The sequence below is a fragment of the Fusobacterium perfoetens ATCC 29250 genome, from assembly GCF_000622245.1.
Classification (GTDB): Bacteria; Fusobacteriota; Fusobacteriia; order Fusobacteriales; family Fusobacteriaceae; genus Fusobacterium_B; species Fusobacterium_B perfoetens.
In genome coordinates, this window is the sequence record NZ_JHXW01000016.1 from 17,843 (window position 1) to 44,013 (window position 26,171).

Consider the following 26,171-nt stretch of genomic DNA (forward strand, 5'->3'; position numbering starts at 1 on the left):
GAGAACAAAATGTTTCAACCAAAAAAAACTATAGAATATTCTGGAGTAGGAATAACTATGATATCAGAATATACTAAGATAAAAGGAGATATAGATATATCTTGTAATATTTATATAGATGGAAAAGTAGAAGGAAGTATAAAATCTACAGCCCTTATAACTATTGGAGAAAAAGGTGAAGTTATAGGGAGTTTGAAGGCAGAGAGAATAATAATATCTGGAGTATTAAGAGGAAAAGCTGAAGCTACAGATGTAGAATTTATAAAAAATGGAAAAATTTATGGAGATATTATTAGCTCTAAATTATCTATAGAAGAGGGAGTTATATTTGAAGGAACTAATAAGTTAAAAAAATAAAGCACTTTCGAGTGCTTTATTTATTTTATATATAATAAAATAATATAAAATATATATAATTGATTTTGTGTTTAAAAATTGTTGATTATGATTATAAAATTGAAAAAAATACAATAATATTTAAAAAAAATAAAAAAATATTGATTTTTTTTTAATTCTTGATATACTCTTTTCATTAAAAAAATAAAATAACTAGTTGATTGGAGGAGCAAAATGGAGAGAGAAAGAAAAATGTCGTTAACCACAAAAATTTTTATAGCTTTGATAATAGGAGTTATAGTAGGTTTAGTATTACATCCTCTAAAAAATAATCCTTATGTAGAAAAATATCTTTTAAATTTTGTATTTACTTTTTTAGGTAATGGATTTGTAAGAGCCATTAGAATGGTAGTTGTTCCATTAGTTTTATGTTCTTTAGTTATGGGAGCAGCAGGAATAGAAGATGTAACTAAGCTGGGAAGGATTGGAGCAAAAACTTTAATCTTTTATCTATCAACAACAGCTGTAGCTGTAGTTTTAGCCTTAGTTGGAGGAAATATAATAAATCCTGGAAAAGGAGTAAATATTAGTGATATAGCTACAACAGTAGTATCAGTAGATAAAACAAAACCATTTGTAGATATTTTATTAGATATGATACCTATAAATCCTATAGAAGCACTAGCTAAAGGAGATATGTTACAAATAATAGTTTTCTCTATAATTTTAGGAATAGCAATGTCTTTATTAGGAGAAAAAGCAAATGAAGCTAAAAAACTTTTTGAAGCTGGAAATAATATAAGTTTAAAATTAGTAGAAATTATTATGTTATTTGCTCCTTTAGGAGTATTTGGTTTAATAGCTAAAACTTTTACAACATTAGGTTATATAGCTTTAGTTCCATTATTTAAGTATTTTATGGGAGTAGTAGTAATATTATTTATTCATTGTTTGGTAACTTATCAAAGTATATTGGTATTATTTGGAAAATATAATCCTATAAAATTCTTTAAGAATTTTGCTCCAACAATGTTGGTAGCTTTTTCTACAGCTTCAAGTAGTGCTTGTTTACCATCATCTTTAAAAACTATGCAAGAAAATTTTGGTGTTTCTAAAGCAATTTCATCTTTTACAATTCCTTTAGGAAATACAATAAATATGGATGGAACAGCTGTTATGCAAGGAGTGGCTACAATATTTATAGCTCAAATTTATGGAATAGATTTGACAATGGGAAATTATATTACAATAATTCTTACAGCTACTTTAGCTTCAATAGGAACAGCAGGAGTTCCTGGAGTTGGAGTAATAATGTTAGGAATGGTTTTAGTACAAGTAGGACTTCCTTTAGAAGGAATTGGACTTGTTATGGGAATAGATAGATTTGTAGACATGTTTAGGACAACAGTAAATGTAACAGGAGATGCTGTTTGTACTTTAGTAATAGCTAAATCAGAAAAAGAAAATATAAAGTAAGGCTCTTTATATAAACTACACTAAAAAAGGGAGATATTTCTCCCTTTTTTAATTAAAAATTTTCTTCTAAAATTTTTGCAAGTTGGTCAGGACAAGATGTAGATTTTTTTCCACAAGTAATTCCTTTTAATTTTTTTATAACATCTTCTTTTGACATTCCAATTATTAAATTTTCTATTCCATGAGTATTACCATCACATCCACCTAAAAATTCAATATTTTTAATAATTCCATTGTCATCAATTTCTAAAGCGATTTCTCTAGCACATACTCCAGAAGTGATAAATTTTTTCATAGTGAGCCTCCTAAACAAATTTATAATATTATATAATATTTTTCATAAAAAATCAGTAAAAATTTTTATATAAAAAAATAAACTTTTTTTTTAGAGTTCTCGTCATAAAGGTGAAGTTAATAAAAATGCAAAAATAATAAATTTCCCCAAAAATAAAAAAGAGTGAGTTTTCACTCTTTTTTATTTTTTTGTCATTTTCATGTCACAGATTATTTTTAAGATAAAAAAATATACATTTTATAGATAATATAGTTTATAATATAAAATAAAAAAGTGATGGAGGAAAAATGAAAAAAATTTTTTTATTTCTTTTAATTATAAACCTTACATTTGCAAGAGAAATCTCTTTTGAAGAGGCTTTAGAAATAGCTAAAAAAAATAACAGAAATTTACAAATTCAAGAATTAACTGTAAATCAAAAAAAACTTGAAAAAAATTCTAAAGTAAAAGAATTACTTCCAACTATTCAGATAAATAGTTCCTATGAAAAAATAGAAAATCAATATGAAGATGAAAAATTTAATAATTCTTTAAAAGCTAAACAAACTATTTTTTCTGGGGGAGAAAAATATAATGATGTAAAATTAGCAAAACATAATGAAGAATTAGAAAAAATAAATTTATACAATGAAGAAAATTATTTAAGAATTAAGGTTTTAGAAAGTTATATACAATGTCTTTATAATAAAGAAATTTTACTAGTCTATGAAAAATCTTATGAGGATAAAGAAAAAGAATTGGAAAGACAAGTAGAATTTAGAAATTTAGGACTTGTAGATAAAACAGAAGTACTAAAACTTGAAAGTTCATTATATCAAACAAAAGGAAAAATACTTGAAGCAAAAAATAATTTAATAACAGGAAATTTAGCTTTAAAAACTCTTTTAAGAATAGACCCAAGAGAGAAAATTCAAGTGAAAGAATTAGATTTGAAAACAATACAAATGAAAGATATAGTATTGGAAGAAGATGTAAAAAATACTTTAAAAAATGGAGTTCAAGCTAAGATTTTAAATAAAAATATAGATATAAAAGAATCAGAAACAAGTAAAAAGTTAAGTAGTTTTTTTCCAAAAGTAAGTGCTGAATATTCATATAACAATATAAATAAAGATAAATTTTCAGGAAGTTTTTCAGGACATCAAGATGATTGGGAATGGAGAGCTGGAATCTCTTTTGAATGGGATATATTTAATTTTGGAAGTGATATAGATATTTATAGAAGTTCTAAATTAGATGTAGAAAAATTAAAGTTAACTAGAGATGAAGAACTAGATAACTTGAGAAAAAATATGATAAATGCTTATAATAATATATTCACTTTGGAAAAATCAATGGAAAGTAATAGAAAGGCTTTTGAAACATCTTTAGAAACTTATAATATTGAAAAGGAAAAATATGAAAATAGATTGATTGATACTATTGATTATCTTAAAGCAGAAGAAGATATGATGAGAACCAAAGTAGAATATTATAATTCAAAATTAAATTATTTTTTAGCTTATGAAAAATATATGGTATTGAGAAAATAAAGGGAGAAAATAAGATGAAAAAGATTGTGTTATTTATATTTATGATATTATTATTGATTTCTTGTAAAGATAATAAGGCTACTTCAAAAAAAGAAATAATTAAAGAGATAAAAAGTATAGAGCTAAAAGAAATGACATTAGATAATATAGAAATATATAATGGAGAAATAACACCAAGTAATGATGTAAAAATAATAACTCCAACAGGTGGATATGTAAAAGAGATTAACTTTAAAAATGGAGATATTATAAAAAAAGATGAAGTTATCTTAAAATTAGAAGATATAGAAACAGAAACAAATTATTTACAAGCAGAGGGGAATTTATATAAAGCTAAATCAGATTATGAAACTCAAAAAATATCTTTTGAAAAATATGAAAAATTATATAAAAAAGATTATATTTCAGAAGATACTTATTTAACAGCTAAAAATAATTTATCTCAAAGTTATGGTATTTATAAAACAGCAGAGGGAAATTATTTAGATGCTAAAGATAAAAAAGAAAGATTGATAGTTAAGGCGCCTATTAATGGAATAGTGACAGATTTAGATTTAAAATTAGAAGAAAAAATTATTGCTAATAGTGAAGTATTATCTATTATAGATAATGAAAATATGGAGATAAAAGTAGCTGTATCTGGAAAGAGTGTCAATAATATTAAAGTGGGAAATGAAGCAAAAATATATATAGAGGAAATAGATAGAGAAGTTATAGGAAAAATAGAAAGTATTAATTTGGCAGCTAATAAAGAAACAAAAAAATATCAAGTAAAAATAATTTTTAATAATGAGAAAAAAGATATTTTAAAAGGAATGTATGGAAAAGTAAAAATAAATCAAGGAAAAACAAAAGGGTTATTTATTCCTAAAGAAGCTATTATGGTAAAAGATTTATATACTTATATAGCTATAACTAGAGATGGAAAAGCTTTAATATATAAAGTTGATTCAAAAGATTCTATAGGAAATTATCAAGAAATAATTTTTAAAGATTATAAAATAGGAGATAGATTGATAATAGAAGGACAATATTTATTGAATAATAATGATAAAGTTAAGGAGAGAGAAGAATGAGGTCTATTTCAGAATTTTCAATAAAAAAACCAGCTACAGCATTTATGATTATTATATCAATGGTAGTATTTGGTGTTTTAGGAATGAGAAAAATGCCTATAGAATTAAAACCAAATACAGAATATCCAATAGTAAGAGTTAGGGTAAAATGGGACGGAGCAACCCCTGCTGATGTAGAAAAAATGGTTACAAGAAAAATAGAGGATATTTTACCAAATATAGAAGGAGTTAAAAGCTTTAGTTCTACTTCCGAAGCAGAAGAAGCTTCTATTGAAATAGAATTTGATTATGGAGTAAATATAGATACTAAAATAACTTTAGTTCAAAATGAAATAAATCAAATAAGAAATAAATTACCTGAAGATATAGATGAACCTATTGTACGGGAAAGAGGTGGTTCTTCTTCACCTGTTGCTAACTTAGTATTATTTGGTGGGGATATAATGGAGATGAGGACTTATGCTGAAAATATTTTAAGTCCTATGTTAGAAAAAATAGAGGGAGTTTCAGAAGTTGTAGTTTATGGAGGAGCAGCTCAACAAGTTTTAGTTGAAATAGACCCTGAAAGATTAGAAAATTATAATTTGAATATAAGTGAAGTAATTAATAAAATAAAATCTTCAAATATAAGTGTACCTAGTGGAAAAGTTAGAGAAGGATATAAAGAATATATTGTTAAGGTTCAAGGAGAAATAGAAACAGTAGAAGAAATAGGAAATATAATTTTATTAAATAAAGATGGTCATTTATTAAGAGTAAAAGAGATAGCAAATGTAAGATTAGAAAGAAAAGAAAAAGATAGTATCTACAGAAAAGAAGGAAGAGAAGGAATAGGAATAATTATTAGAAAAACAGATTCTGGAAATACTATAGAGATTGTAAAAGAAACTAGAAAAGTAGTAAATGATATAAAGGAAGCTCTTCCTTTAAATTCAAATATAATTTTTGAATTTGATTCTTCTATAACAGTAGTAAACTCAATTTTAAATGTAAAAAATACAGCAATTTTAGGATTAATTTTAGCAGCTGGAATATTATTTATATTTTTAAAGAATATAAGTTCTACACTTATTATTTCAACAGCTATTCCAGTTTCTATAATATTTACTTTTTTCTTATTAAATGCTCAAGGTTTAAGTTTAAATATGGTTTCTTTAATGGGATTATCTTTAGGAATTGGAATGTTGGTAGATAACTCTGTAGTTGTTGTAGATAATATTTTTAGACATATGAGTGAATTAAATGAAGATAGAGGAATTGCTTCTCAATTAGGAGCTGAAGAGGTAGGAATGCCAATTTTATCTTCTACATTAACTACAGTATCTGTATTTTTTCCCTTAGTATTTCAAGAGGGAATAGCAAAACAACAATTTCAAGATATGAGTTATGCTATAACTTATTCTTTAATGGCTTCTTTAATAGTTGCTTTAGTTTTTGTACCAATGGTATCAAGTAAAATAATGTCGTATAAAAATACTATATCAACAGAGGGAAAAGTTTTTAAATATGTAAAAGAAAAATATGTAGATTTTTTAACAATGTCTTTGAAATATAAAAAAAGAGTTATTGGAATAACAATACTATTATTTATTGGTTCTATGTTTGTAGCAAGAACTATTGGAGGAAAATTTAATCCTACTACTGATATAGGAAGATTTGCTGTAGTGGCATTACTTCCTAATGGAGCAGATGTTAATATGACAGATAAAGTAGGAAAGATTTTAGAAGAGAGAACTAAGGGATTAAAGAATTTGCAAACTTATACAGTTTCAGGTAATACAGAAAGTGTATCATTAAATATGAATATGGGATTAAAAACTTCAAGAGAAGAATCTATGAAAGAAATTTTACAAGAGTTAAGAAAAAAATTTTCTAATATTCCTGATGTAAAAATAGCTGTTGTTCCAAATTTTATTTATGGAACTAGGGGAATTTATGATTTAGAGTTTGAATTGTATTCAGACAATATGGTTATATTAGAAGAAGTGATAAAAGATTTGGAGAAAAAAATAAGAAATATAGATGGGATAGCAGAATTTAAAACATCTTTAGAAGGAGGAAAACCAGAGGCAAGAATAATTGTAGACAGAGAAAAAGCAGCTTATTATGATGTGGATATAGAAACAATAGCAAAAACTATTCAGTATCAAATTCTTGGAGGAGTTCCTTTTAAAATTTACAGTGATAATGCTGAGATAGATGTTACAGTTCAGTTGGAGAAAAAATATAGAGAATCTAATAAACTCTTAATGAAGTCAAGAATAACTTTACCAAATGGAAAAAATATAAAAATTTCAGATATTGCTAGTTTAAAAATAATAGAAGGACCAGCAAAGATAGAAAAAGAAAATAAAAAAATGAAGGTAATAGTTTATGCTAACTTAACAGATGAAAATAAATTAATGGAAGTAAATAATAAAATTGTTAATATTTTTAAAGAGGGAAATTATCCAAATAATGTAAGTTTTGGATTTGGTGGAAAAACTTCTAGTATGCAAGATATGTTATCAGAACTATCTTATGTATTTGCTATTGGATTATTTTTAATATATTTTATTTTGGTATGGGAATTTGAATCATTTATATTACCATTTATAATATTATTATCAGTACCATTATCTACAACAGGAGCATTTTATAGTTTAAAACTTTCAGGAAAAACAATGGATTCAATGGTAGCTGTAGGTTTTGTAATGTTAGCTGGAATAGTAGTAAATAACGCTATAGTGCTAATAGATTTTATAAAAACTGAAAGAGAAAATGGAATAGAGTTAAATGAAGCGGTTATAAAGGCTGGAAGAACTAGACTTAGACCAATTTTAATGACAACTTTAACTACAATTTTGGGAATGATACCTCTAGCTTTAAGTAATGGAGAAAGTTCTGAGATGTATGATGGAATGGCTTTTGTAGTTATTTTTGGACTTAGTTCAGCTACACTTTTAACTTTAATAGTTATTCCAATAATTTATTGTTTAATAGAAGATATAAGAAAATTTTTAAGAAAAAGTACTGGAAGATATGGTGGTTCAATAGTTGATTGGAGAAATTTTAAAAATAAATTTTCTAAATAATTAATAAATTAAAAAGAACTGTTGTAAATTTAATTTAGAAAATACAACAGTTCTTTTATTTTTATTTAAAATTTAAAATTATTTATAAATTCTTGAAGATTATTTATAAATTTTGCCACATGATATCCATCACAAACACCATGATGAACTTGGATTGATAGAGGTAAAAGAGTTTTATTATTTTCTGAAAAATATTTTCCAAAAGTAAATATAGGTGGATAATAGTTATATCCATTTTTTAAATTTAGATTAAAACCTGTAAAAGTTGTCCAAGGAATACTTGAAACATTAAAAATATTATTTTCAATTTGAGGTTTACCCATAAAATTTTTATTATCTCCATATTTTTTTACATCTTCTAAATAATTATTATAAAACTCTTGAAAATTTTCTGAAAACTCAGTCCAAAGATTAGAAAAGCTTTCACTATCTTTATGAAAAAAAGTATAGCTTGGATTTACTTTTTCATAAAAACCAAGATTATTATCTTTATCTAAATTCATTTTAAATTCCTTTTGAGAATTTACTATATATGAAAGTATATATAAAATTACAGGAAAAAATTTTATATTTTTTTCTTTAATTTTAGGGATTAAATTTGAAATATCAATATTAGTAGTTAAACTAAAAGTGCAAGGAACATCATTTGAATAAAGTTTAAATATATCTTTTCTATTCCAAGTTTCTAAATCAATTTTATAAAAATTCATAATATCCTCCAAAAATAAAGTAATAAAAAAAGACTAGTCATAAAAATGCTGTCTTTTTTTATATACCTATTGAATTTGTTATTATTTGTTTAATGCTTTAACAATTCTTGGGCTTAGAGTATCAGCGTTAGCTTTTAATATTTGCATAACTTCAACTTCGTTTGCAGATTTTAAAGTTTTTAAAACTTTAGTACAAACTTTAACTCTAAGAGGTTTTCCATTAATCATTATTGTTGCTGGTTGAAGATTTGGTTTCCAAACTCTGTTAGTTAATCTGTGAGAGTGAGAAATTTGATGTCCAAATGTAAGCCCTTTACCAGTGATTTCACATCTTTGCATAGTGCACCCCCCTAAAATAATGTTGCATATTATTATATCATTAACTTAAAAATAAATCAATAATTTTTTTTATATATAACAGAAAAAAATTTAAAAATTAAAAAAACTTTGAAAAATTACAAGAAAATTATGATATAATATTATGAAAAACTATATAATTTTAGAAAAGGTGATAATTTTGGAAAATCATAATTATAGCGTACTAGAGTTTGATAAATTGAAAAATGTTTTAGCTCAGTATATGATTACAAAGGGAAATAGAACTAAAGTTGAAAATTTTAAAATTTATTCAGATATAAACTCTCTAAAAAAAGATTTTGAAATTTTAAGAGATTTTATAGATTTTTCTAAATATGATGGTGGAATAGAAATCTTTAATTTAAGAGATATAATAGAAACTTTAAGAAAATGTGAACTTATTGGGATGTTTTTTGAGCCAGAAGAGTTATATGATATCAATCAAAATTTAAGAATTTTTAGATTATTTAAAAATAAAATAGATGAACTTGATAAATATAAAAATTTAAAAGCTAGATTTTCACAAGTTCCAACATTAAAATTTATTGAAGATATAATTAATAAAACAATAGACAATGAAAAAAATATTCAAGATGAAGCATCACTAGAGTTAAGAGATATTAGAGGACAAAAAAAATTATTATCAGCTAATATAAAAAGAAAATTTGATGAGATGTTTGCTGACGAATCTTTATCTCGTGCTATTCAAGAAAAAATAGTTACTAACCGTGATGGAAGAAATGTTATTCCTGTTAAAGCTGATTTTAAAGGAGTTATAAAAGGAATAGAACATGACAGGTCTTCTAGTGGACAAACTGTTTTTATAGAACCTTTAGGAGTTGTATCTCTTAATAACAAAATGAGAGAATTAGAAGCTAGAGAGAGGGAAGAAATAAGAAAAATTCTTCTTAGAATTACAGACCAAATTAGAGTAAATATAGATGATGTAAGAAAAATTGCTGAATCAGTTTTAGAAATAGATATGTTAAGCGGAAAAACTAGATTTGCTTTAGATTTTAAATGCAATATTCCAGAGATAAATCAAAGAGAACAATTAAGTATTATAGAAGGAAGACATCCATTTATTGAAAGAGATAAAGTAGTTCCACTAACTTTTGAAATTGGAAAAAAATATAATACTTTACTTATTACTGGACCAAATACAGGAGGAAAAACAGTTGCTCTAAAAGTAGCTGGACTTTTAACTCTTATGGCATTATCTGGAATTCCTATTCCAGCTAATGAAACTTCAAGTATAGGATTTTTCTCAGGTGTTTATGCTGATATTGGAGATGAACAAAGTATAGAACAATCTTTATCATCTTTCTCTGGACATTTAAAAAATGTTCAAAGTATCCTTACTTCTGTAACTAAAAACTCTTTAGTTTTACTAGATGAGTTAGGTTCAGGTACAGACCCAGTAGAAGGGTCAGCTTTTGCTATGGCTGTTATAGATTATTTAAAAGATAGAAAAGTAAAATCAATGATAACAACTCACTATAGTGAAGTAAAAGCCTATGGATATAATGAAGAAGAAATAGAAACAGCTTCAATGGAATTTAATTCAGAAACTTTATCTCCAACTTATAGATTACTTATAGGAATACCTGGAGAAAGTAATGCCTTGACTATTGCAAAAAGATTAGGGGTTTCTGATGAAATTATAGAAAAAGCAAAATCTTATATTAGTGATGAAAATAAAAAAGTTGAAAAGATGATTACTAATATAAAAGAAAAATCTGATGAGTTAGATTTAATGAAAGCACAAGTTGAAGAATTAAAAGAAAAAGTTAAAAAAGATCAAATAGAATATGAAGAAAAACTTAGAAAATTAGAAATAGAAAAAAATAATATCTTAAAAGAGGCCTATGAAAAAGCCGACCAAATGATGAAAGATATGCAAAATAAAGCAGCTGCCCTTGTTAAAAAGCTTCAATCAGAAGAAACTAAAAAAGATGATGCTAAGAGTGTACAAAAAAGTCTTAATATGCTTAGAAGCAATTTAGGAAAAGAAAAAGAGGAAAATGTAGAACAAAAACCTAAAGTAGCTAGAAAAATAGATTTCAAAGAGGGAGAAAAAGTTTTAGTAAATAGTCTAAAACAATATGCTGATATATTAAAAATCAATAAAACAAAGGAAACTGTATTAATTCAAGCAGGAATATTAAAACTAGAAGTATCTATTGATGATATTAGAAAAATAACTGAGAAGAAAACAAAAGAATATACTCAAGTGACTTCTTCAAAAAGTAGTCGTGTAGGTTCTAAGATTGATTTAAGAGGAAAAATGGTAGAAGAAGCAATTTATGAATTAGAATCTTATATGGATAAAGCAGTTTTAACAGGGTATAAAGAGATTCAAGTTGTAACAGGAAATGGTACAGGAGCTCTAAGAAAAGGAATTGTTGAATATCTAAAAAATTGTAGATATGTAAAAGATTTTAGATTTGGAGGACAAGGAGAAGGTGGTGTAGGTTGTACAGTAGTAACATTGAAATAAAATGTACTTTAATTGTTGCAGCTGCTGGTGTAGGAAAAAGAATGGGACTTGATTATCCAAAACAGTTTTTATACCACAAAGGAAAACCACTTTTTATAAATATTTTAGAAACTGCTGAAAAATCAAATTATATAGAAAATATAGTTGTAGTAACTAAAAAAGAATTAATACCAGAAGTAAAAAATCTATGTGAAAAATTTGGAATAAAAAAAGTTTCTAATATTGTAGAGGGAGGAAAAGAAAGACAAGAATCTATATATAATGGACTTCAAGTTTGTAAAAAAGAAAATATTATTGCAGTACAAGATGGAGTCAGACCTTTTTTTAAAGAGGAATATATAGAAAAATCTCTAAATGAACTTAAAGAAAATATTGAAATAAATGGAGTAGTTATAGGAATGCCTGTAAAAGATACTATAAAAGTAGTAGATGAAAATGGTATTATAACTTCTACTCCCAAAAGAGCAACTTTATTTTTAGCTCAAACTCCTCAAGTTTTTAGAGGAGAAATTTTAATTAAGGCCTATGAAAAAGCAAAAAATGAAAATTTTATAGGTACAGATGATTCTTCTTTAGTGGAAAGATATTTTGGAAAAGTAAAACTACTAGAGGGAGATTATGAAAATATAAAAATAACAACAATAGATGATATAAAATTTTTAGAAAATTAGGAGGTTATAGAAGATGATAAAAATCTACAATACAATGACAAGAAAAGTCGAAGAATTTATACCAGTAAAAGAAAATGAAGTGTCTATGTATGTATGTGGACCTACAGTATATAATTATATTCATATAGGAAATGCTCGTCCTGCTATAGTATTTGATACAGTAAGAAGATATTTTGAATATAGAGGATATAAAGTAAAATATGTTCAAAACTTTACAGATGTAGACGATAAAATTATAAAAAGAGCTAATGAAGAGGGAGTAACTTCTAAAGAAATAGCTAGAAAATATATAGAAGCATACTTTGAAGATACAAAAAAAGTAAATCTTAAAGAAGAAGGAATGATAAGACCTAGAGCTACTGAATATATTGATGAAATGCAAGAAATTATCAAAAAACTTATTTCTGAAGGATATGCTTATGAAGCTGAAGGAGATGTATATTTTGAAGTAGAAAAAAATAAAGAGGGTTATGGTTGCCTTTCTCATCAAGATATTGGAAACTTAAAAGCAGGAGCTAGAATAGAAGTTAATGATATTAAAAAATCTCCTCTTGACTTTGCTTTATGGAAAAAAGCAAAAGAGGGAGAACCAAGTTGGGATTCACCTTGGGGAAAAGGAAGACCTGGTTGGCATATAGAATGTTCTGCTATGTCTAGTAAACTTTTAGGAGATGTATTTGATATTCATGGTGGAGGACAAGATTTAATATTCCCACATCATGAAAATGAAATAGCTCAATCAAGATGTAGCTCTCATCAAGAATATGCTAGATATTGGATGCACAATGGATATATCAATGTTAATGGAGAAAAAATGTCAAAATCTCTAGGAAACTTCTTCTTACTAAGAGAAGTATTAGAGCATTTTGAAGGAAGAGTTATAAGATTCTTTGTACTTGGAGCTCACTATAGAAAACCAATAGATTTTTCTAATAATGAATTAGAACAAGCTAAATCAGGATTAGAAAGAATAGATAATGCTGTAGAAAGATTAAGAGAAAAAATAAAATCAGGAGCTATAGATGGTGGAGATAACTTAGAGGGATTAAAATCATTTGTAGAAGAAACTGAAAAGAAATTTATAGAAGCTATGGATGATGATTTTAATACAGCTCAAGGAATAGGAGCTATATTTGAGTTAGTAAAAGAGATAAATAAATATGTAGATGTTGAAAAAGTATCTCAAGAAGGAATTAAAAACTTAGAACTTGCTGAAAAATATATAGAAAATATAATGGAAGAAGTTTTAGGAGTAACTTTAAAAACTCAAGAAAATATAGGAAACTTAACAACAGATTTAGTAGAATTCTTATTAGAAATTAGAAGAAAAGCAAGAGCTGAAAAGAATTGGGCTCTATCTGATGAAATAAGAGATAGACTTGGAGAAATGGGAATAAAAATAAAAGATGGAAAGGATAAAACAACATGGTCTCTATAAATTTAAAGGAGACTAATGGTCTAGTATTAGCTTACTTAGGTGACTCTGTATGGGAAACCTATGTAAGAGAACACTTTGTATTAAAAGGTTTTAATCTTAGAAATCTAAATAATAATGTAGTAAAACATGTAAATGCAAAAGCTCAAAGTGAAATTTTAAAAAAAATTTTACCAGAAGTAGATGAAAAATATCTTCAGATTATAAGTAAAGCAAAAAATGGAAATATAAAATCATTTCCACAAACTTGTACTATGATGGAATATAGAGAAGCCACAGGTTTTGAAGCTTATATAGCAGCTTTGTATATAGATGGAGAAATTGAAAAAATAAAAGAGATTATAAAAAATAATATAGGTTAGGTAATTAAAATGTTTAAAGATATAATATCTAACGAAGAAGCAAAAACTTTTTTAATTAATGAGTTAAAAAATAGAAAAGAAGAGGGAACTTATATTTTTTATGGAGAAGATAGAGAACTTCTTATGAAATTTGCTCTTGGATTTTCTAAGGCTTTAACTTGTAAAGAGTTGGAGTTTGATTTTTGTGATAAATGTGAAAGTTGTCTAAGAATGAATAGTTTAACTCATGGAGATTTAGAAATATTTGAAGATGAAAATGGAGTAAAAATAGAAGATATCAGAGAAATTGGACGGATTGCTTCAAGTACTACTTATGAGGGTGGTAATAGAATTTTTATAATTAAAGATTCTGAAAAATTAAAAAAGGAATCCTCTAATGCTCTATTAAAAATAATCGAAGAGCCAGAAAAAGGAAACTTTTTTATTTTACTTTCAAAAAATTTAGATTTATTACCTACTATAAAATCAAGAGCTACTATTTTAAAAATAAAAAATAGGAATCCAGAAGAATTAGGTGTAAGTTTAGATGAATATAAATTCTTTTTAGGAAAAGGACAAGAAATTGAAAAGTATCTTAAATATAATATAGATATTCAAAGTGGATTTTCTTATGAGAAGTTAGGAGAAAGTATTTCTAATTATTTAAAATTAAAGAAAGAATTTTTAGAAACTAAAAATTTAGAATTAGATAAAGAAATTTTAGAAAATAAGATAAAAATTTATAAAGGTTTAATAAATCTTTATAAAAATATAGATTATATAGATGTAGCTGAAAGACTTAGTTTAGGTGAGGAAATAGCTATTTCTTGTAATAATGATAAGAATATATCTTTAGAGATTTGTGATTATATTTGTCATTTTATAAAAGATTTTGATAAATTAGAAAAAATCATGGAAATAAAAAATAAAATCAAAGGAAATGTAAATTTAAAATTATTATTTAGAGTACTTCTACTAGAGTTATAAAAAATTCATAAAAACATAATAGTTATAATTTGAACAAACATCAAAAGTTCTAAAAGTGAAATTATGTAATAAAACTATATAAAAAAATATACAAAAAAAGAAAATTCAAAAAAAGTATTTACAAATATAAGAAAATGAGGTATAAAGTTAGCATAACGGGGATTAATTATGACAATTAAAAAACTTCAGATATAGGAGGATATTTATTATGAAAAAATTAGCATTATTATTAGCAGCATTATCAGTTGCATCAGTTTCTTACGCAAAAGAAGTTATGCCAGTAGCAGAAGTTGCTACAGAACCAGCAGTAGTTGAGGAAGTTAAAGCAGCTCCAGTATTAAGAGTTACATCTGTTGGACAATATATTGAAATAGACAATACTTCAAGTAATGGAACTAAACATACAGAAGATATAGGAGAAGCAGTTCATTTTGGAAACTATGTATCTTTAGCTTTAGGAGATAAATGGACATTTGATTTAATGGCTAGAAAATCTTGGACAGCAGATACAGATGATGGAATGCATTCAGATAACCACAGAATAGAATTAGCAGCTACTAGAGATTTTGGAAACTTTACATTAGGAGCTAAATGGAGAGGAGAATCTACTTATGACAGATTCTATATTCCAGTATCTTATAACTATGGAATGTTATCAGGATGGTTAACACCAGCTTATACATTTGTAAATGATGGACCAGTAGGAGAAAGTGGACAAGATTACTTCTATGTAGAAGGAGAGCCAGTAGCATTAACTTATGGACCAGTTACTTTAGCTTACTATGTTGAAGGATATGAATGGACAGGAGATGCAAATGAAGATGGTGTAGAAAGTGATTGGGCTCATCAAGTTAGATTAAGAGGACAATTATTCTCTACTGATAACTTCAGAGTAGGAGCAGAATATAGATATCAATTTGCTCAAGATGTAAAATATAAAAATGATAAAGATGGAGTAGAAAATAATAGACATATAGCTATATTAAATGCAGCTTATGATGTTACTGAAAACTTAACAATTGATGGATACTATCAATATGAATTTAATAAATATGATGAACATGAAAGAGCAGCTGTAGCTGATGACTACTATGGAGAATTCTATTTAGGATGGACATACAAATTCTAATTATAGAATTAGTCTAAAAAATTAATAATTAGGGAGAGAGTAATCTCTCCCTTTTTTATTGTAAAAATTTTAAATAAAATTTTATTATTAAGAAACAAAAAAGATTTTGAAATAAATTTTTAAAAAATTTTGGAATTAATTTTTTTAAATTAGAGTCTAGTTCCTTAAAAAATTTATAATAATAAATAATATAAAGAACTTAATATAAATAATAATATATAAATCATAAATAATAATTTCTTCCAAAATTTTATCTAAATTATAAAAACTATTTATAAAATTCAATTCAATAAAAAATTTAAAATAATAAAACTAACTTTTAAAAATAATTTTAATTATAATTTTTTTAAATAAATAGAAGTTTATAATAAAAAAATAATAAAATATTTATTTTATAAATAATAATCATATTTTTTGTAAATTATTTATTTTTTTTACAAAAATAAAATTTTATTTAGAAAAAAATGTTCTTATTTAGAAAAAAGGTACTATATGACCTTAGAAAAAAAAATTTGCTTTTCTTTGAAAAAAGATGTATAATTCAGATATAAGCATTGGTAATTGAAACATAAATTTTAATAAAGTAACATAAATATAAAAAATTTATATGTTTTTTTATTATGATTTATTTTGAAAATATAATCTAGGAGGAATTTAAATGAAAGTACTTTGTTATGGTGTTAGAGATGTAGAAAAACCATTTTTCGAAAAATTAGCTGAGAAATACAATCTTGATGTTACTTGTACTGGAAGTTTTTTAAATACTAAAGAAACAGCAGAACTTGCTAAAGGTTTTGATTGTGTAATTCTTAGAGCTAACTGTTTCGCCAATAAAGAAAATCTAGATTTATACAAAGAATATGGAGTTAAATATGTTTTAACTAGAACTGTAGGAACTAACCATATTGATGTTCCTTATGCAAAAGAATTAGGATTTAAAATGGCATTCGTTCCATTCTATTCTCCAAATGCTATATCAGAACTTGCTTTAACTCAAGCTATGATGTTATTAAGACATATGGCTTATACAACTCATAAAACAGGAGTAAAAAAAGATTTTACAGTTGATGCTGAGATGTTCTCAAAAGAAGTTAGAAACTGTACAGTTGGAGTTGTAGGATTAGGAAGAATAGGAATGACTACAGCTACTTTATTTAAAGGATTAGGAGCAACTGTTTTAGGTCAAGACTTATTCCCAAAAACAGGTGTAGAGCATATAGTTACTCAAGTTGAACTTGATGAATTATTAGCTAAAAGTGATATAGTATGTCTTCACTGTCCATACATTCCAGAAAATGGAAAAGTTGTTACAAAAGAATTTTTAGCTAAAATGAAAGAAGGAGCTATATTAATTAACGCAGCAAGAGGAGAACTTCAAGATGTTCCTGCTTTAGTAGAAGCTCTAGAAAGTGGACATTTAGCTGGATTAGGAATAGATGTTTTAGAAAATGAATCTACAGTATTCTTTAAAGATTTCAAAGGTGGAGATTTAGCTGACCCTATGGTAAATAAATTAGTAAATATGTATCCAAGAGTATTAGTTTCTCCTCATATGGGTTCTTATACAGATGAAGCTGTAACTAACATGATAGAAACAAGTTTCCAAAACTTATTAGAGTTTGAAGAAACTGGAGATTGTAAAAATAAAATAAAATAGTTTTTTAATATAAGTTTAAATAAAAAAAGTTTTGATTAAAGTTTTATACTTTTCAATTAAATCACGGAGGTAAAGAAAGATGGAAAAAGAATTAAACGTTTTTGAAATGGCCCAAGCTCAAGTTAAAAATGCTTGTGACAAATTAGGAATGGAACCAAATGTTTACGAGTTATTAAAAGAACCACAAAGAGTATTAGAAGTTAATATTCCTGTAAAAATGGATGATGGATCTATCAGAATATTCAAAGGATTCAGATCACAACATAACGACGCTGTTGGACCTACAAAAGGAGGAATCAGATTCCACCAAAACGTATCTTTAGAAGAAGTTAAAGCTTTATCTATTTGGATGACTTTCAAATGTTCAGTAACTGGAATCCCTTATGGAGGAGGTAAAGGAGGAATCATTGTTGACCCTTCTGAATTATCTCAAGGAGAATTAGAAAGATTATCAAGAGGATATATTGACGGAATATATAAATTAATAGGAGAAAAAGTTGACGTTCCTGCTCCAGACGTAAATACTAACGGACAAATTATGGCATGGATGGTTGACGAATACAACAAATTAGTTGGACATTCAGCTATAGGAACTTTAACAGGAAAACCATTAGATTTTGGTGGTTCTAAAGGAAGAAACGAAGCAACAGGATATGGAGTTGCTGTTACAGTTAGAGAAGCTGCTAAAAAATTAGGAATCGATATGAAATCTGCTAAAATAGCTGTTCAAGGATTTGGAAACGTTGGAGCTTTCACTGTTAAAAACATTGAAAAATTAGGTGGAAAAGTTGTAGCTATGTGCGAATGGTGTAAAGAAAAAGGAGCATATGCTATCTATGATGAAAACGGATTAGATTTCCAAGCTATGTGGGATTACAAAGCTAAAAATGGAAATTTAGTTGGATTTGCTAAAGAAATATCTGTAGATGAGTTCTGGGGAGCAGATGTTGACGTTGTAGTTCCAGCAGCTCTAGAAAAAGCTATTGACGCTCATCAAGCTGAATTAATTAAAGCTAAATTAGTTTGTGAAGCAGCAAACGGACCAATAACTCCAGCTGGAGACGAAGTATTAAATAGAAAAGGAATAGTTGTTACTCCAGACATCTTAACTAACGCTGGTGGAGTTACAGTTTCTTACTTCGAATGGGTACAAAACCTATATGGATACTACTGGGGAGAAAAAGAAGTTGAAGAGAAAGAAGATATCGCTATGGTTGACGCTTTCGAAGCTTTATGGAAAATCAAAGAAGAATACAATGTTACAATGAGAGAAGCTGCTTACATGCACTCAGTTAAAAAAGTTGCTGCAGCAATGAAATTAAGAGGATGGTACTAATCCTTAGTGTAACATCAAAGTTATATAAAAATTTAAGAGTTGGAACTTTGTTCCAACTCTTTTTTCGTCTTGCTTTTTATTGTAAAATTTACAAAAAAGTATAACTTATGTTATAATAAAATACTAATAATATTTATAGTATAAGGAAAAATAGTTATGAAAAAATTTGCAAGAAAATTAAAAAGAATAATTTTAAAAATAAAGAAAATAATTTCAAGAGAAGAAGTATTAAGATTAAAAAATGGTTATTTGATTTATGTGATATTAATTACAAAATAATAAAAAATAGAGAAAAAATGAATGAAGAACTTTTGAAAAATGGTTGTAGTAAAATAAGAGATTTGGAAAGAGAAATAGCTAAAAGAGGAGAAGTATTTTTTGTTGATTTTGGTTATGGAGTAGGTGCAGAATATAGATACAATCATTATTGTGTAGTTTTAAAGTTAGAGGGAAAGATGGCTATAGTAGTTCCTTTAACCTCTCAGAATAGTTCACATAATCAAAATTCACCTTTAGTAATAAACTTAGGAATTATAAATAAAATGCCAGGGAAACCAAAAAATAGTTATGCTTTGGTCAATCAAATAAGATCAATAAGTAGAGCTAGATTAAAAAGACCAATAGAAAGTAATGGAAAAAAATGTTATCCTAAGCTAAATGGAATACAATTGACTCAAATAGATAATGTTATTGATTTGTTAAAAAAATAATATTGAAAAAAATAAAAAAATATTGTATAATTATTATACATAAAGGTCCTTAGCGACAAGATGAAAGATTAGAAACCCATAGCGGTAAAGGGAGAGTAAGTTGCTCTCCCTTTTTATTGTAAAATTTACAAAAAAAGTATAATTTATGATATAATAACTCTGAATGATAAAATTTAATTTTCTAGGAGAGAAAAATGGCATTATTACATGTTGAAAATTTATATAAAGGTTTTTCAGGAGAAACTCTTTTTAAAAATATAACTTTTTCTATTGATGAAAAAGATAAAATAGGCGTTATTGGAATAAATGGAGCTGGAAAAACAACTCTTATAAAAATGTTATTAGAAGAAGAGGAAAATGATGTTGACCCAACTACAAATCAAAGGGGAATAATCAGTAAAAAAGGAAATCTTAAAATAGGTTATCTTTCACAAAATATAAATCTTAATCCAAATAATACAATTTTTGATGAATTGATGTTGGTATTTGGAAAAGTAATGGAAGACCATAAAAAAATTCAAGAACTTAGTTTAAGAATAAATATAGAACCTGAAAACTTTGATAGTATAATGGAAGAACTAGCAGTAGTAACTACTCGTTATGAACAAGAAGAAGGTTATGCTATAGAATATAAAGTAAAACAAGTTTTAAATGGATTAAGTATATCAGAAGATTTATGGCAACAAAGAATAGGAGATTTGTCTGGAGGACAAAAATCAAGAACAGCTCTTGGAAAAATTCTTTTAGAAGAACCAGAACTTTTAATATTAGATGAGCCTACAAATCATCTTGATTTATTAGCTATTGAATGGTTAGAAAAATTCTTAAAAGATTATAATAAAGCTGTAATGGTTGTATCACATGATAGATATTTTTTAGATAATGTTGTTGGAAGAATTTTTGAAATAGAAGGACATACTCTAAAAACTTATAAAGGAAACTTTACAGAATATACTATTCAAAAAGAAATTTATCTTTCAGGAGCTATTAAAGCTTTTGAAAAAGAACAAGAAAAAATTAAACAAATGGAAGAATATATTAGAAGATATAAAGCAGGAATCAAATCTAAACAAGCTTGTGGAAGAGAAAGTTTTTTAAATAGAATGGAAAAAATGGAAAATCCTGTTGTTAATGTTAGAAAGATGAAATTAAAATTTGATATAGAAAGACCAAGTGTTGACAGAGTTTTAAAAATAGAAAAATTATCTAAATCTTATGATGGGAAAAAAATATTTCAAAATTTAAATTTGGAAATATTTAGAGGAGAAAGAGTTGGTCTTATTGGAAAAAATGGGGTAGGAAAATCTACTCTTTTAAAAATTATAAATGGTATGGAAAAGGCTGATAGTGGAAAAATAACAATAGGAGATAAGGTTACAATAGGTTACTATGACCAAAATCATCAAGGATTAGATGAAAAAGTGAGTATTTTAAATGAGTTTATGTTTAATTATCCAATGAGTGAAGAGGATGTAAGAAGATTGGCTGGAGGATTTTTATTTCCAGAGGAAGATGTTTTTAAAATAATAGGTTCTCTTAGTGGGGGAGAAAAAGCAAGAGTAACTTTGATGAAACTTATTCTTAAAAAAGCTAACTTTTTAGTACTTGATGAACCTACAAACCATTTAGATATATATTCAAGAGAAGTTTTAGAAGAAGCTTTAGAAGATTATCAAGGAACAATATTAATTGTATCACATGACAGATATTTCTTAGAAGGAATAGTAAATACTATTTATGAGATAACAGAAAATGGTGCTGAAAAATTCAATGGTAATTATTCAGAATATTGTGCTAAAAAATCTAAAAAGCTTGTAGAGAAGTCTAATGAAAATGTAGTAAATAATTATGAAGAACAAAAAAAGATAAAAAATAGAATATCATCACTAGAAAGAAAATATGTAGAAACAGAAAAAAATATTGAAAAATTAGAAGAAAAAAAATCAAATTTAGAAAAAGAATATGAAATAGCTGGAAAGAAAAATGTTTTAGAAGAATTATTGGAAATACAAGAAAAATTAGAAAATATAGACTTAGAAATACTTTCTGAAATGGAAAAATGGGAAGAGATAGAAAAAGAACTAAAAAATTTAAAAAAAGCTTTGTAATTTTTAAAAAATGTGATACAATACTATGGCTATATAATTAAATTGACTTTTTCTCAAAAAAAGGTTATAATATTTAAGTTATATAATAAAAATTAAAAATATAAAAAATTTAAATCGGAAGGAGGGTAAAATGCCTACTCTAAATCAATTAGTTAAAAAAGGGAGACAAACATTAGAAGAAACTAGTAAATCTCCAGCATTACAAGGAAACCCACAAAGAAGAGGAGTATGTGTAAGAGTTTATACAACTACACCTAAAAAACCTAACTCAGCTTTAAGAAAGGTTGCCAGAGTAAAATTAACAAACGGACTTGAAGTTACTTGCTACATCCCAGGAGAAGGACACAACTTACAAGAACACTCAATCGCTCTTATAAGAGGAGGAAGAACAAAAGACTTACCAGGGGTTAGATACAAAATAATTAGAGGAGCACTAGATACAGCTGGTGTTAACAACAGAAAACAATCAAGATCTAAATATGGTATGAAAAAAGCGTAATAATTTAAGGAGGTGACACAGTTTAAATGTCAAGAAGAAGAGCAGCAGTTAAAAGAGATGTATTACCTGATTCAAGATATAATGATAAGGTAGTTACTAAAACAATAAATGCATTAATGGTAGATGGTAAAAAATCTTTAGCAGAATCTATATTCTATTCAGCTATGGACTTAATAAAAGAAAAAACTGGTAAAGAGGGGTATGATGTTTTCAAACAAGCTATGGAAAATATAAAACCTCAAATCGAAGTAAGATCTAGAAGAATTGGAGGAGCTACTTACCAAGTTCCAACAGAAGTTAGATTAGAAAGACAACAAACTTTAGCATTAAGATGGCTAAAAACATATACTAGAGATAGAAAAGAATATGGAATGATAGAAAAATTAGCAGCTGAATTAATTGCAGCAGCAAATAACGAAGGTGCAACTATTAAGAAAAAAGAAGATACTTATAGAATGGCAGAAGCTAACAGAGCATTTGCACACTATAAATATTAATTTTGTATTTTAGCGTAATTTAATTTAGGAGGAATAAACTAGATGGCTAGACAAGTTTCATTAGAAATGACTAGAAACATTGGTATCATGGCTCACATTGACGCTGGTAAAACTACAACAACTGAAAGAATTCTTTTCTATACAGGAGTTAACCACAACCTTGGAGAAGTTCATGATGGAGCTGCTACAATGGACTGGATGGAGCAAGAGCAAGAAAGAGGTATCACAATTACTTCAGCTGCTACAACATGTTTCTGGAAAAATCATAGAATAAATATAATAGACACACCAGGACACGTGGACTTTACTGTTGAAGTTGAAAGATCTTTAAGAGTTCTAGATGGTGCTGTTGCTGTATTCTCTGCAGTTGATGGAGTTCAACCTCAATCTGAAACTGTATGGAGACAAGCAGATAAATATCAAGTACCAAGAATGGCTTTCTTTAATAAAATGGACAGAATCGGAGCTAACTTCGAAATGTGCGTAAACGATATTAGAGAAAAATTAGGAGCTAATCCTGTACCTATTCAATTACCTATTGGAGCAGAAGATGCTTTTGAAGGAATTATAGACCTTATCGAAATGAAAGAAATCGTTTATATGGACGATAAAGGTAAAAATATAGAAGAAAGAGAAATCAGAGCTGAATATGCTGATAAAGCAGAAGAAATGAGAGAAGCTATGATTGAATCTATCGTTGAATGTGATGACGAATTAATGGAAAAATATCTTGGTGGAGAAGAAGTTTCTAATGAAGAAATAAAATCTGCATTAAGAGCAGGAACAATTGGAAACATGATAATTCCTGTATTATGTGGAACAGCATTTAAAAATAAAGGAATCCAACCTTTACTAGATGCAGTTACATTATACATGCCAGCTCCAACTCAAAAAGGAGTTATTAAAGGACATGAATATAAAAATGAAGAAAATGCAATAGAATTACCTATATCAGATGAGGCTCCATTTGCAGCTTTAGCATTCAAAGTTATGACTGACCCATTTGTAGGAAGATTAACATTCTTTAGAGTATATACTGGAATAGTTGAAAAAGGTTCTTATGTTCTTAACTCAACAAAAGGTAAGAAAGAAAGAATGGGAAGATTACTTCAAATGCATGCTAATAAAAGAGAAGAAATTGATGTTGTTTACTGTGGAGATATCGCAGCAGTTGTTGGATTAAAAGATACAACAACAGGAGATACTTTATGTTCAGAAACAAATCCAATAATTCTTGAAAAAATGGAATTCCCTGAACCAGTTATATCAGTAGCTGTTGAACCAAAAACAAAAGCAGACCAAGAAAAAATGGGAATTGCTTTAGCAAAACTAGCTGAAGAAGACCCTACATTCAAAGTTAAAACTGATGAAGAAACTGGACAAACAATTATATCAGGAATGGGAGAATTACACCTTGATATCATTGTTGACAGAATGAGAAGAGAATTTAAAGTAGAATCAACTGTTGGTAAACCACAAGTTGCTTATAGAGAAACTATTACTTCTGGAACTGAGCAAGAAGTTAAATATGCTAAACAATCTGGAGGTAAAGGACAATACGGACACGTTAAATTAAGAATCGAACCTTTAGAAGGAAAAGATTTCGAATTTGTTAACGAAATTACAGGAGGAGCTATTCCTAGAGAGTATATTCCTGCTGTAGAAAAAGGATGTAGAGAAGCTCTTGAAAATGGAGTTGTAGCTGGATATCCTTTAGTTGGAGTTAAAGTAACTCTTTATGATGGATCATTCCATGAAGTTGACTCATCAGAAATGGCATTCAAAATTGCTGGTTCAATGGCAATGAAACAAGGTGCTGAAAAATGTAAACCAGTTATTCTAGAACCTATGTTCAAAGTAGAAGTAACTACTCCAGAAGAATATATGGGAGATATCATCGGAGATATCAACTCTAGAAGAGGAATGGTTGGAGGTATGACAGACAGAAATGGTGCTAAAATCATTGATGCTAAAGTACCTTTATCAGAAATGTTTGGATATGCAACTGACTTAAGATCTAAATCTCAAGGAAGAGCAAACTACTCAATGGAATTTGAAAGCTATGTACAAGTTCCTAGAAATATTCAAGATGAAATTAAAGCAGCAAGAGGAAGATAATAATCTAAGCTTTATTTAGCTCTAAGGGATAAAATCCCTTAGAGTTGAAACTAAAATAAATAAAAAACAAAAAATGTAAATAATCTTAGGAGGAAAAAATGGCAAAAGAAAAATTTGACAGAAGCAAACCCCATGTAAACATTGGTACAATAGGACACGTTGACCATGGAAAAACAACAACAACAGCAGCAATATCAAAAGTATTATCAGACAGAGGACTAGCTGAAAGAGTAGACTTTGATAAAATCGACGTTGCTCCAGAAGAAAGAGAAAGAGGAATAACTATCAATACAGCTCACATAGAGTATACAACAGAAAAAAGACACTATGCACACGTTGACTGTCCAGGACATGCTGACTATGTAAAAAACATGATTACAGGAGCAGCTCAAATGGACGGAGCAATCCTAGTTGTATCAGCAGCTGATGGACCAATGCCTCAAACAAGAGAACACATACTATTATCAAGACAAGTTGGAGTACCATACATCGTAGTATACTTAAATAAAGCAGATATGGTTGATGACGAAGAATTATTAGAATTAGTAGAAATGGAAGTAAGAGAATTATTAACTGAATATGGATTCCCAGGAGATGAAGTACCAGTAATAGTTGGATCATCATTAGGAGCATTAAACGGAGAACAAAAATGGGTAGATCAAATAATGGCATTAATGGATGCAGTAGATAGCTACATTCCAGCGCCAGAAAGAACAATAGACAAACCATTCTTAATGCCAATCGAAGACGTATTCACAATAACAGGAAGAGGAACTGTTGTAACAGGAAGAGTAGAAAGAGGAATCATTAAAGTTGGAGAAGAAGTAGAAATAATCGGAATCAAACCAACAGCAAAAACAACAGTAACTGGAGTAGAAATGTTCAGAAAACTTCTTGATCAAGGAGAAGCAGGAGATAACATTGGAGCATTATTAAGAGGAACTAAGAAAGAAGAAGTAGAAAGAGGACAAGTATTAGCAAAACCAGGAACAATAACTCCACATACAGAATTTAAAGGAGAAATCTACGTATTAACAAAAGAAGAAGGAGGAAGACATACTCCATTCTTTACAGGATATAGACCACAATTCTACTTCAGAACAACAGATATAACAGGAGCAGTAAACTTACCAGAAGGAGTAGAAATGGTAATGCCAGGAGACAACATCACAGTAACAGTAAACTTAATTCACCCAATCGCAATGGAACCAGGATTAAGATTCGCAATCAGAGAAGGTGGAAGAACAGTAGCATCAGGAGTTGTTTCAGAAATCATCAAATAATAATAAAAATTATTAGAGATAAAAAAGGACTAAAGAAATTTAGT

The 26,171-nt window shown here is 27.3% G+C and carries 23 protein-coding genes; 20 read left to right on the forward strand and 3 right to left on the reverse strand.

All coding sequences use genetic code 11. The features are described from left to right. The first annotated feature begins 9 nt into the window (after nucleotides 1–9). A complete protein-coding gene (locus tag T364_RS0106525; protein ID WP_027128865.1) occupies nucleotides 10–357 on the forward strand; it encodes a bactofilin family protein in 348 nt (115 codons plus the stop codon). 213 nt (nucleotides 358–570) lie between these two features. Beyond that, nucleotides 571–1,812: a dicarboxylate/amino acid:cation symporter gene (locus T364_RS10635; RefSeq protein ID WP_035945493.1), complete on the forward strand. Its 1,242-nt coding sequence runs from the start codon at nucleotides 571–573 to the stop codon at nucleotides 1,810–1,812. 52 nt (nucleotides 1,813–1,864) lie between these two features. Here T364_RS10635 and T364_RS0106535 read toward each other — a convergent pair whose 3' ends face one another. Next, nucleotides 1,865–2,107 carry a TIGR03905 family TSCPD domain-containing protein gene (locus tag T364_RS0106535; RefSeq protein ID WP_027128866.1) on the reverse strand — a complete coding sequence of 81 codons (243 nt, stop codon included), beginning with the start codon at nucleotides 2,105–2,107 and terminating at the stop codon, nucleotides 1,865–1,867. Nucleotides 2,108–2,394: 287 nt separating this feature from the next. On the opposite strand from T364_RS0106535, the gene T364_RS0106540 reads away from it, so the two are divergent. The 3 genes from T364_RS0106540 to T364_RS10640 are packed head-to-tail and all read left to right on the forward strand — an operon-like array spanning nucleotide 2,395 to nucleotide 7,789. Next, a complete protein-coding gene (locus tag T364_RS0106540; RefSeq protein ID WP_027128867.1) occupies nucleotides 2,395–3,639 on the forward strand; it encodes a TolC family protein in 1,245 nt (414 codons plus the stop codon). Nucleotides 3,640–3,653: 14 nt separating this feature from the next. Continuing rightward, nucleotides 3,654–4,715 carry an efflux RND transporter periplasmic adaptor subunit gene (locus T364_RS0106545; RefSeq protein WP_027128868.1) on the forward strand — a complete coding sequence of 354 codons (1,062 nt, stop codon included), beginning with the start codon at nucleotides 3,654–3,656 and terminating at the stop codon, nucleotides 4,713–4,715. Then, nucleotides 4,712–7,789 (forward strand): efflux RND transporter permease subunit, encoded by a 3,078-nt coding sequence (locus T364_RS10640; protein ID WP_051532677.1) that lies wholly within the window; start codon nucleotides 4,712–4,714, stop codon nucleotides 7,787–7,789. Before T364_RS0106545 ends, T364_RS10640 begins: the two co-directional genes overlap by 4 nt. 65 nt (nucleotides 7,790–7,854) lie before the next feature. Here the strand turns inward: T364_RS10640 and catA are convergent, their stop codons facing one another. Together catA and rpmB are read right to left on the reverse strand one after the other, a co-directional pair. Next, nucleotides 7,855–8,499 carry a type A chloramphenicol O-acetyltransferase gene (gene catA, locus T364_RS0106555; RefSeq protein ID WP_027128869.1) on the reverse strand — a complete coding sequence of 215 codons (645 nt, stop codon included), beginning with the start codon at nucleotides 8,497–8,499 and terminating at the stop codon, nucleotides 7,855–7,857. Nucleotides 8,500–8,580: 81 nt separating this feature from the next. Next, nucleotides 8,581–8,838: a 50S ribosomal protein L28 gene (gene rpmB, locus T364_RS0106560; RefSeq protein WP_027128870.1), complete on the reverse strand. Its 258-nt coding sequence runs from the start codon at nucleotides 8,836–8,838 to the stop codon at nucleotides 8,581–8,583. Nucleotides 8,839–9,016: 178 nt separating this feature from the next. Here rpmB and T364_RS0106565 point away from each other — a divergent pair, with 178 nt between their 5' ends. The 15 genes from T364_RS0106565 (at nucleotide 9,017) to tuf (ending at nucleotide 26,127) form a co-directional block, all read left to right on the forward strand. Continuing rightward, the gene (locus T364_RS0106565) at nucleotides 9,017–11,356 is read left to right on the forward strand and encodes an endonuclease MutS2 (RefSeq protein ID WP_027128871.1); all 2,340 of its coding nucleotides are present in this window, start codon (nucleotides 9,017–9,019) and stop codon (nucleotides 11,354–11,356) included. Next, complete coding sequence (gene ispD / locus T364_RS0106570) at nucleotides 11,332–12,027, forward strand: 2-C-methyl-D-erythritol 4-phosphate cytidylyltransferase (RefSeq protein WP_027128872.1); 696 nt, start codon at nucleotides 11,332–11,334, stop codon at nucleotides 12,025–12,027. The genes T364_RS0106565 and ispD overlap by 25 nt, the downstream gene beginning before the upstream one ends. 13 nt (nucleotides 12,028–12,040) lie before the next feature. Beyond that, nucleotides 12,041–13,465: a cysteine--tRNA ligase gene (cysS, locus tag T364_RS0106575; RefSeq protein ID WP_027128873.1), complete on the forward strand. Its 1,425-nt coding sequence runs from the start codon at nucleotides 12,041–12,043 to the stop codon at nucleotides 13,463–13,465. Next, a complete protein-coding gene (locus T364_RS0106580; protein WP_027128874.1) occupies nucleotides 13,453–13,824 on the forward strand; it encodes a ribonuclease III domain-containing protein in 372 nt (123 codons plus the stop codon). Before cysS ends, T364_RS0106580 begins: the two co-directional genes overlap by 13 nt. Before the next feature lie 9 nt (nucleotides 13,825–13,833). Next, nucleotides 13,834–14,790, forward strand: coding sequence for a DNA polymerase III delta subunit-related protein (locus tag T364_RS0106585; protein ID WP_027128875.1), 957 nt, complete (start codon nucleotides 13,834–13,836; stop codon nucleotides 14,788–14,790). A gap of 208 nt (nucleotides 14,791–14,998) precedes the next feature. Continuing rightward, nucleotides 14,999–15,919 (forward strand): hypothetical protein, encoded by a 921-nt coding sequence (locus T364_RS0106590; RefSeq protein ID WP_027128876.1) that lies wholly within the window; start codon nucleotides 14,999–15,001, stop codon nucleotides 15,917–15,919. Between the two features lie 658 nt (nucleotides 15,920–16,577). Beyond that, nucleotides 16,578–17,576, forward strand: coding sequence for a 2-hydroxyacid dehydrogenase (locus T364_RS0106595; protein WP_027128877.1), 999 nt, complete (start codon nucleotides 16,578–16,580; stop codon nucleotides 17,574–17,576). 79 nt (nucleotides 17,577–17,655) lie between these two features. Beyond that, the gene (gluD, locus tag T364_RS0106600) at nucleotides 17,656–18,912 is read left to right on the forward strand and encodes an NAD-specific glutamate dehydrogenase (protein ID WP_027128878.1); all 1,257 of its coding nucleotides are present in this window, start codon (nucleotides 17,656–17,658) and stop codon (nucleotides 18,910–18,912) included. 156 nt (nucleotides 18,913–19,068) lie between these two features. After that, a complete protein-coding gene (locus T364_RS11350; protein WP_281172943.1) occupies nucleotides 19,069–19,191 on the forward strand; it encodes a hypothetical protein in 123 nt (40 codons plus the stop codon). A 17-nt stretch (nucleotides 19,192–19,208) separates the two neighbouring features. After that, nucleotides 19,209–19,622: a type II toxin-antitoxin system PemK/MazF family toxin gene (locus T364_RS10645; RefSeq protein ID WP_051532679.1), complete on the forward strand. Its 414-nt coding sequence runs from the start codon at nucleotides 19,209–19,211 to the stop codon at nucleotides 19,620–19,622. A gap of 194 nt (nucleotides 19,623–19,816) precedes the next feature. Next, nucleotides 19,817–21,730, forward strand: a complete 1,914-nt coding sequence (locus T364_RS0106610) for an ABC-F family ATP-binding cassette domain-containing protein (RefSeq protein WP_027128879.1) — start codon at nucleotides 19,817–19,819, stop codon at nucleotides 21,728–21,730. A gap of 130 nt (nucleotides 21,731–21,860) precedes the next feature. Beyond that, a complete protein-coding gene (gene rpsL, locus T364_RS0106615; protein ID WP_027128880.1) occupies nucleotides 21,861–22,229 on the forward strand; it encodes a 30S ribosomal protein S12 in 369 nt (122 codons plus the stop codon). 26 nt (nucleotides 22,230–22,255) lie between these two features. Beyond that, the gene (rpsG, locus tag T364_RS0106620; RefSeq protein ID WP_027128881.1) at nucleotides 22,256–22,726 is read left to right on the forward strand and encodes a 30S ribosomal protein S7; all 471 of its coding nucleotides are present in this window, start codon (nucleotides 22,256–22,258) and stop codon (nucleotides 22,724–22,726) included. A gap of 42 nt (nucleotides 22,727–22,768) precedes the next feature. Next, a complete protein-coding gene (gene fusA, locus T364_RS0106625) occupies nucleotides 22,769–24,844 on the forward strand; it encodes an elongation factor G (RefSeq protein WP_027128882.1) in 2,076 nt (691 codons plus the stop codon). 98 nt (nucleotides 24,845–24,942) lie between these two features. Beyond that, entirely contained in the window at nucleotides 24,943–26,127 is a 1,185-nt protein-coding gene (gene tuf, locus T364_RS0106630; protein ID WP_027127718.1) for an elongation factor Tu, read from the forward strand. Nucleotides 26,128–26,171: the final 44 nt, after the last annotated feature.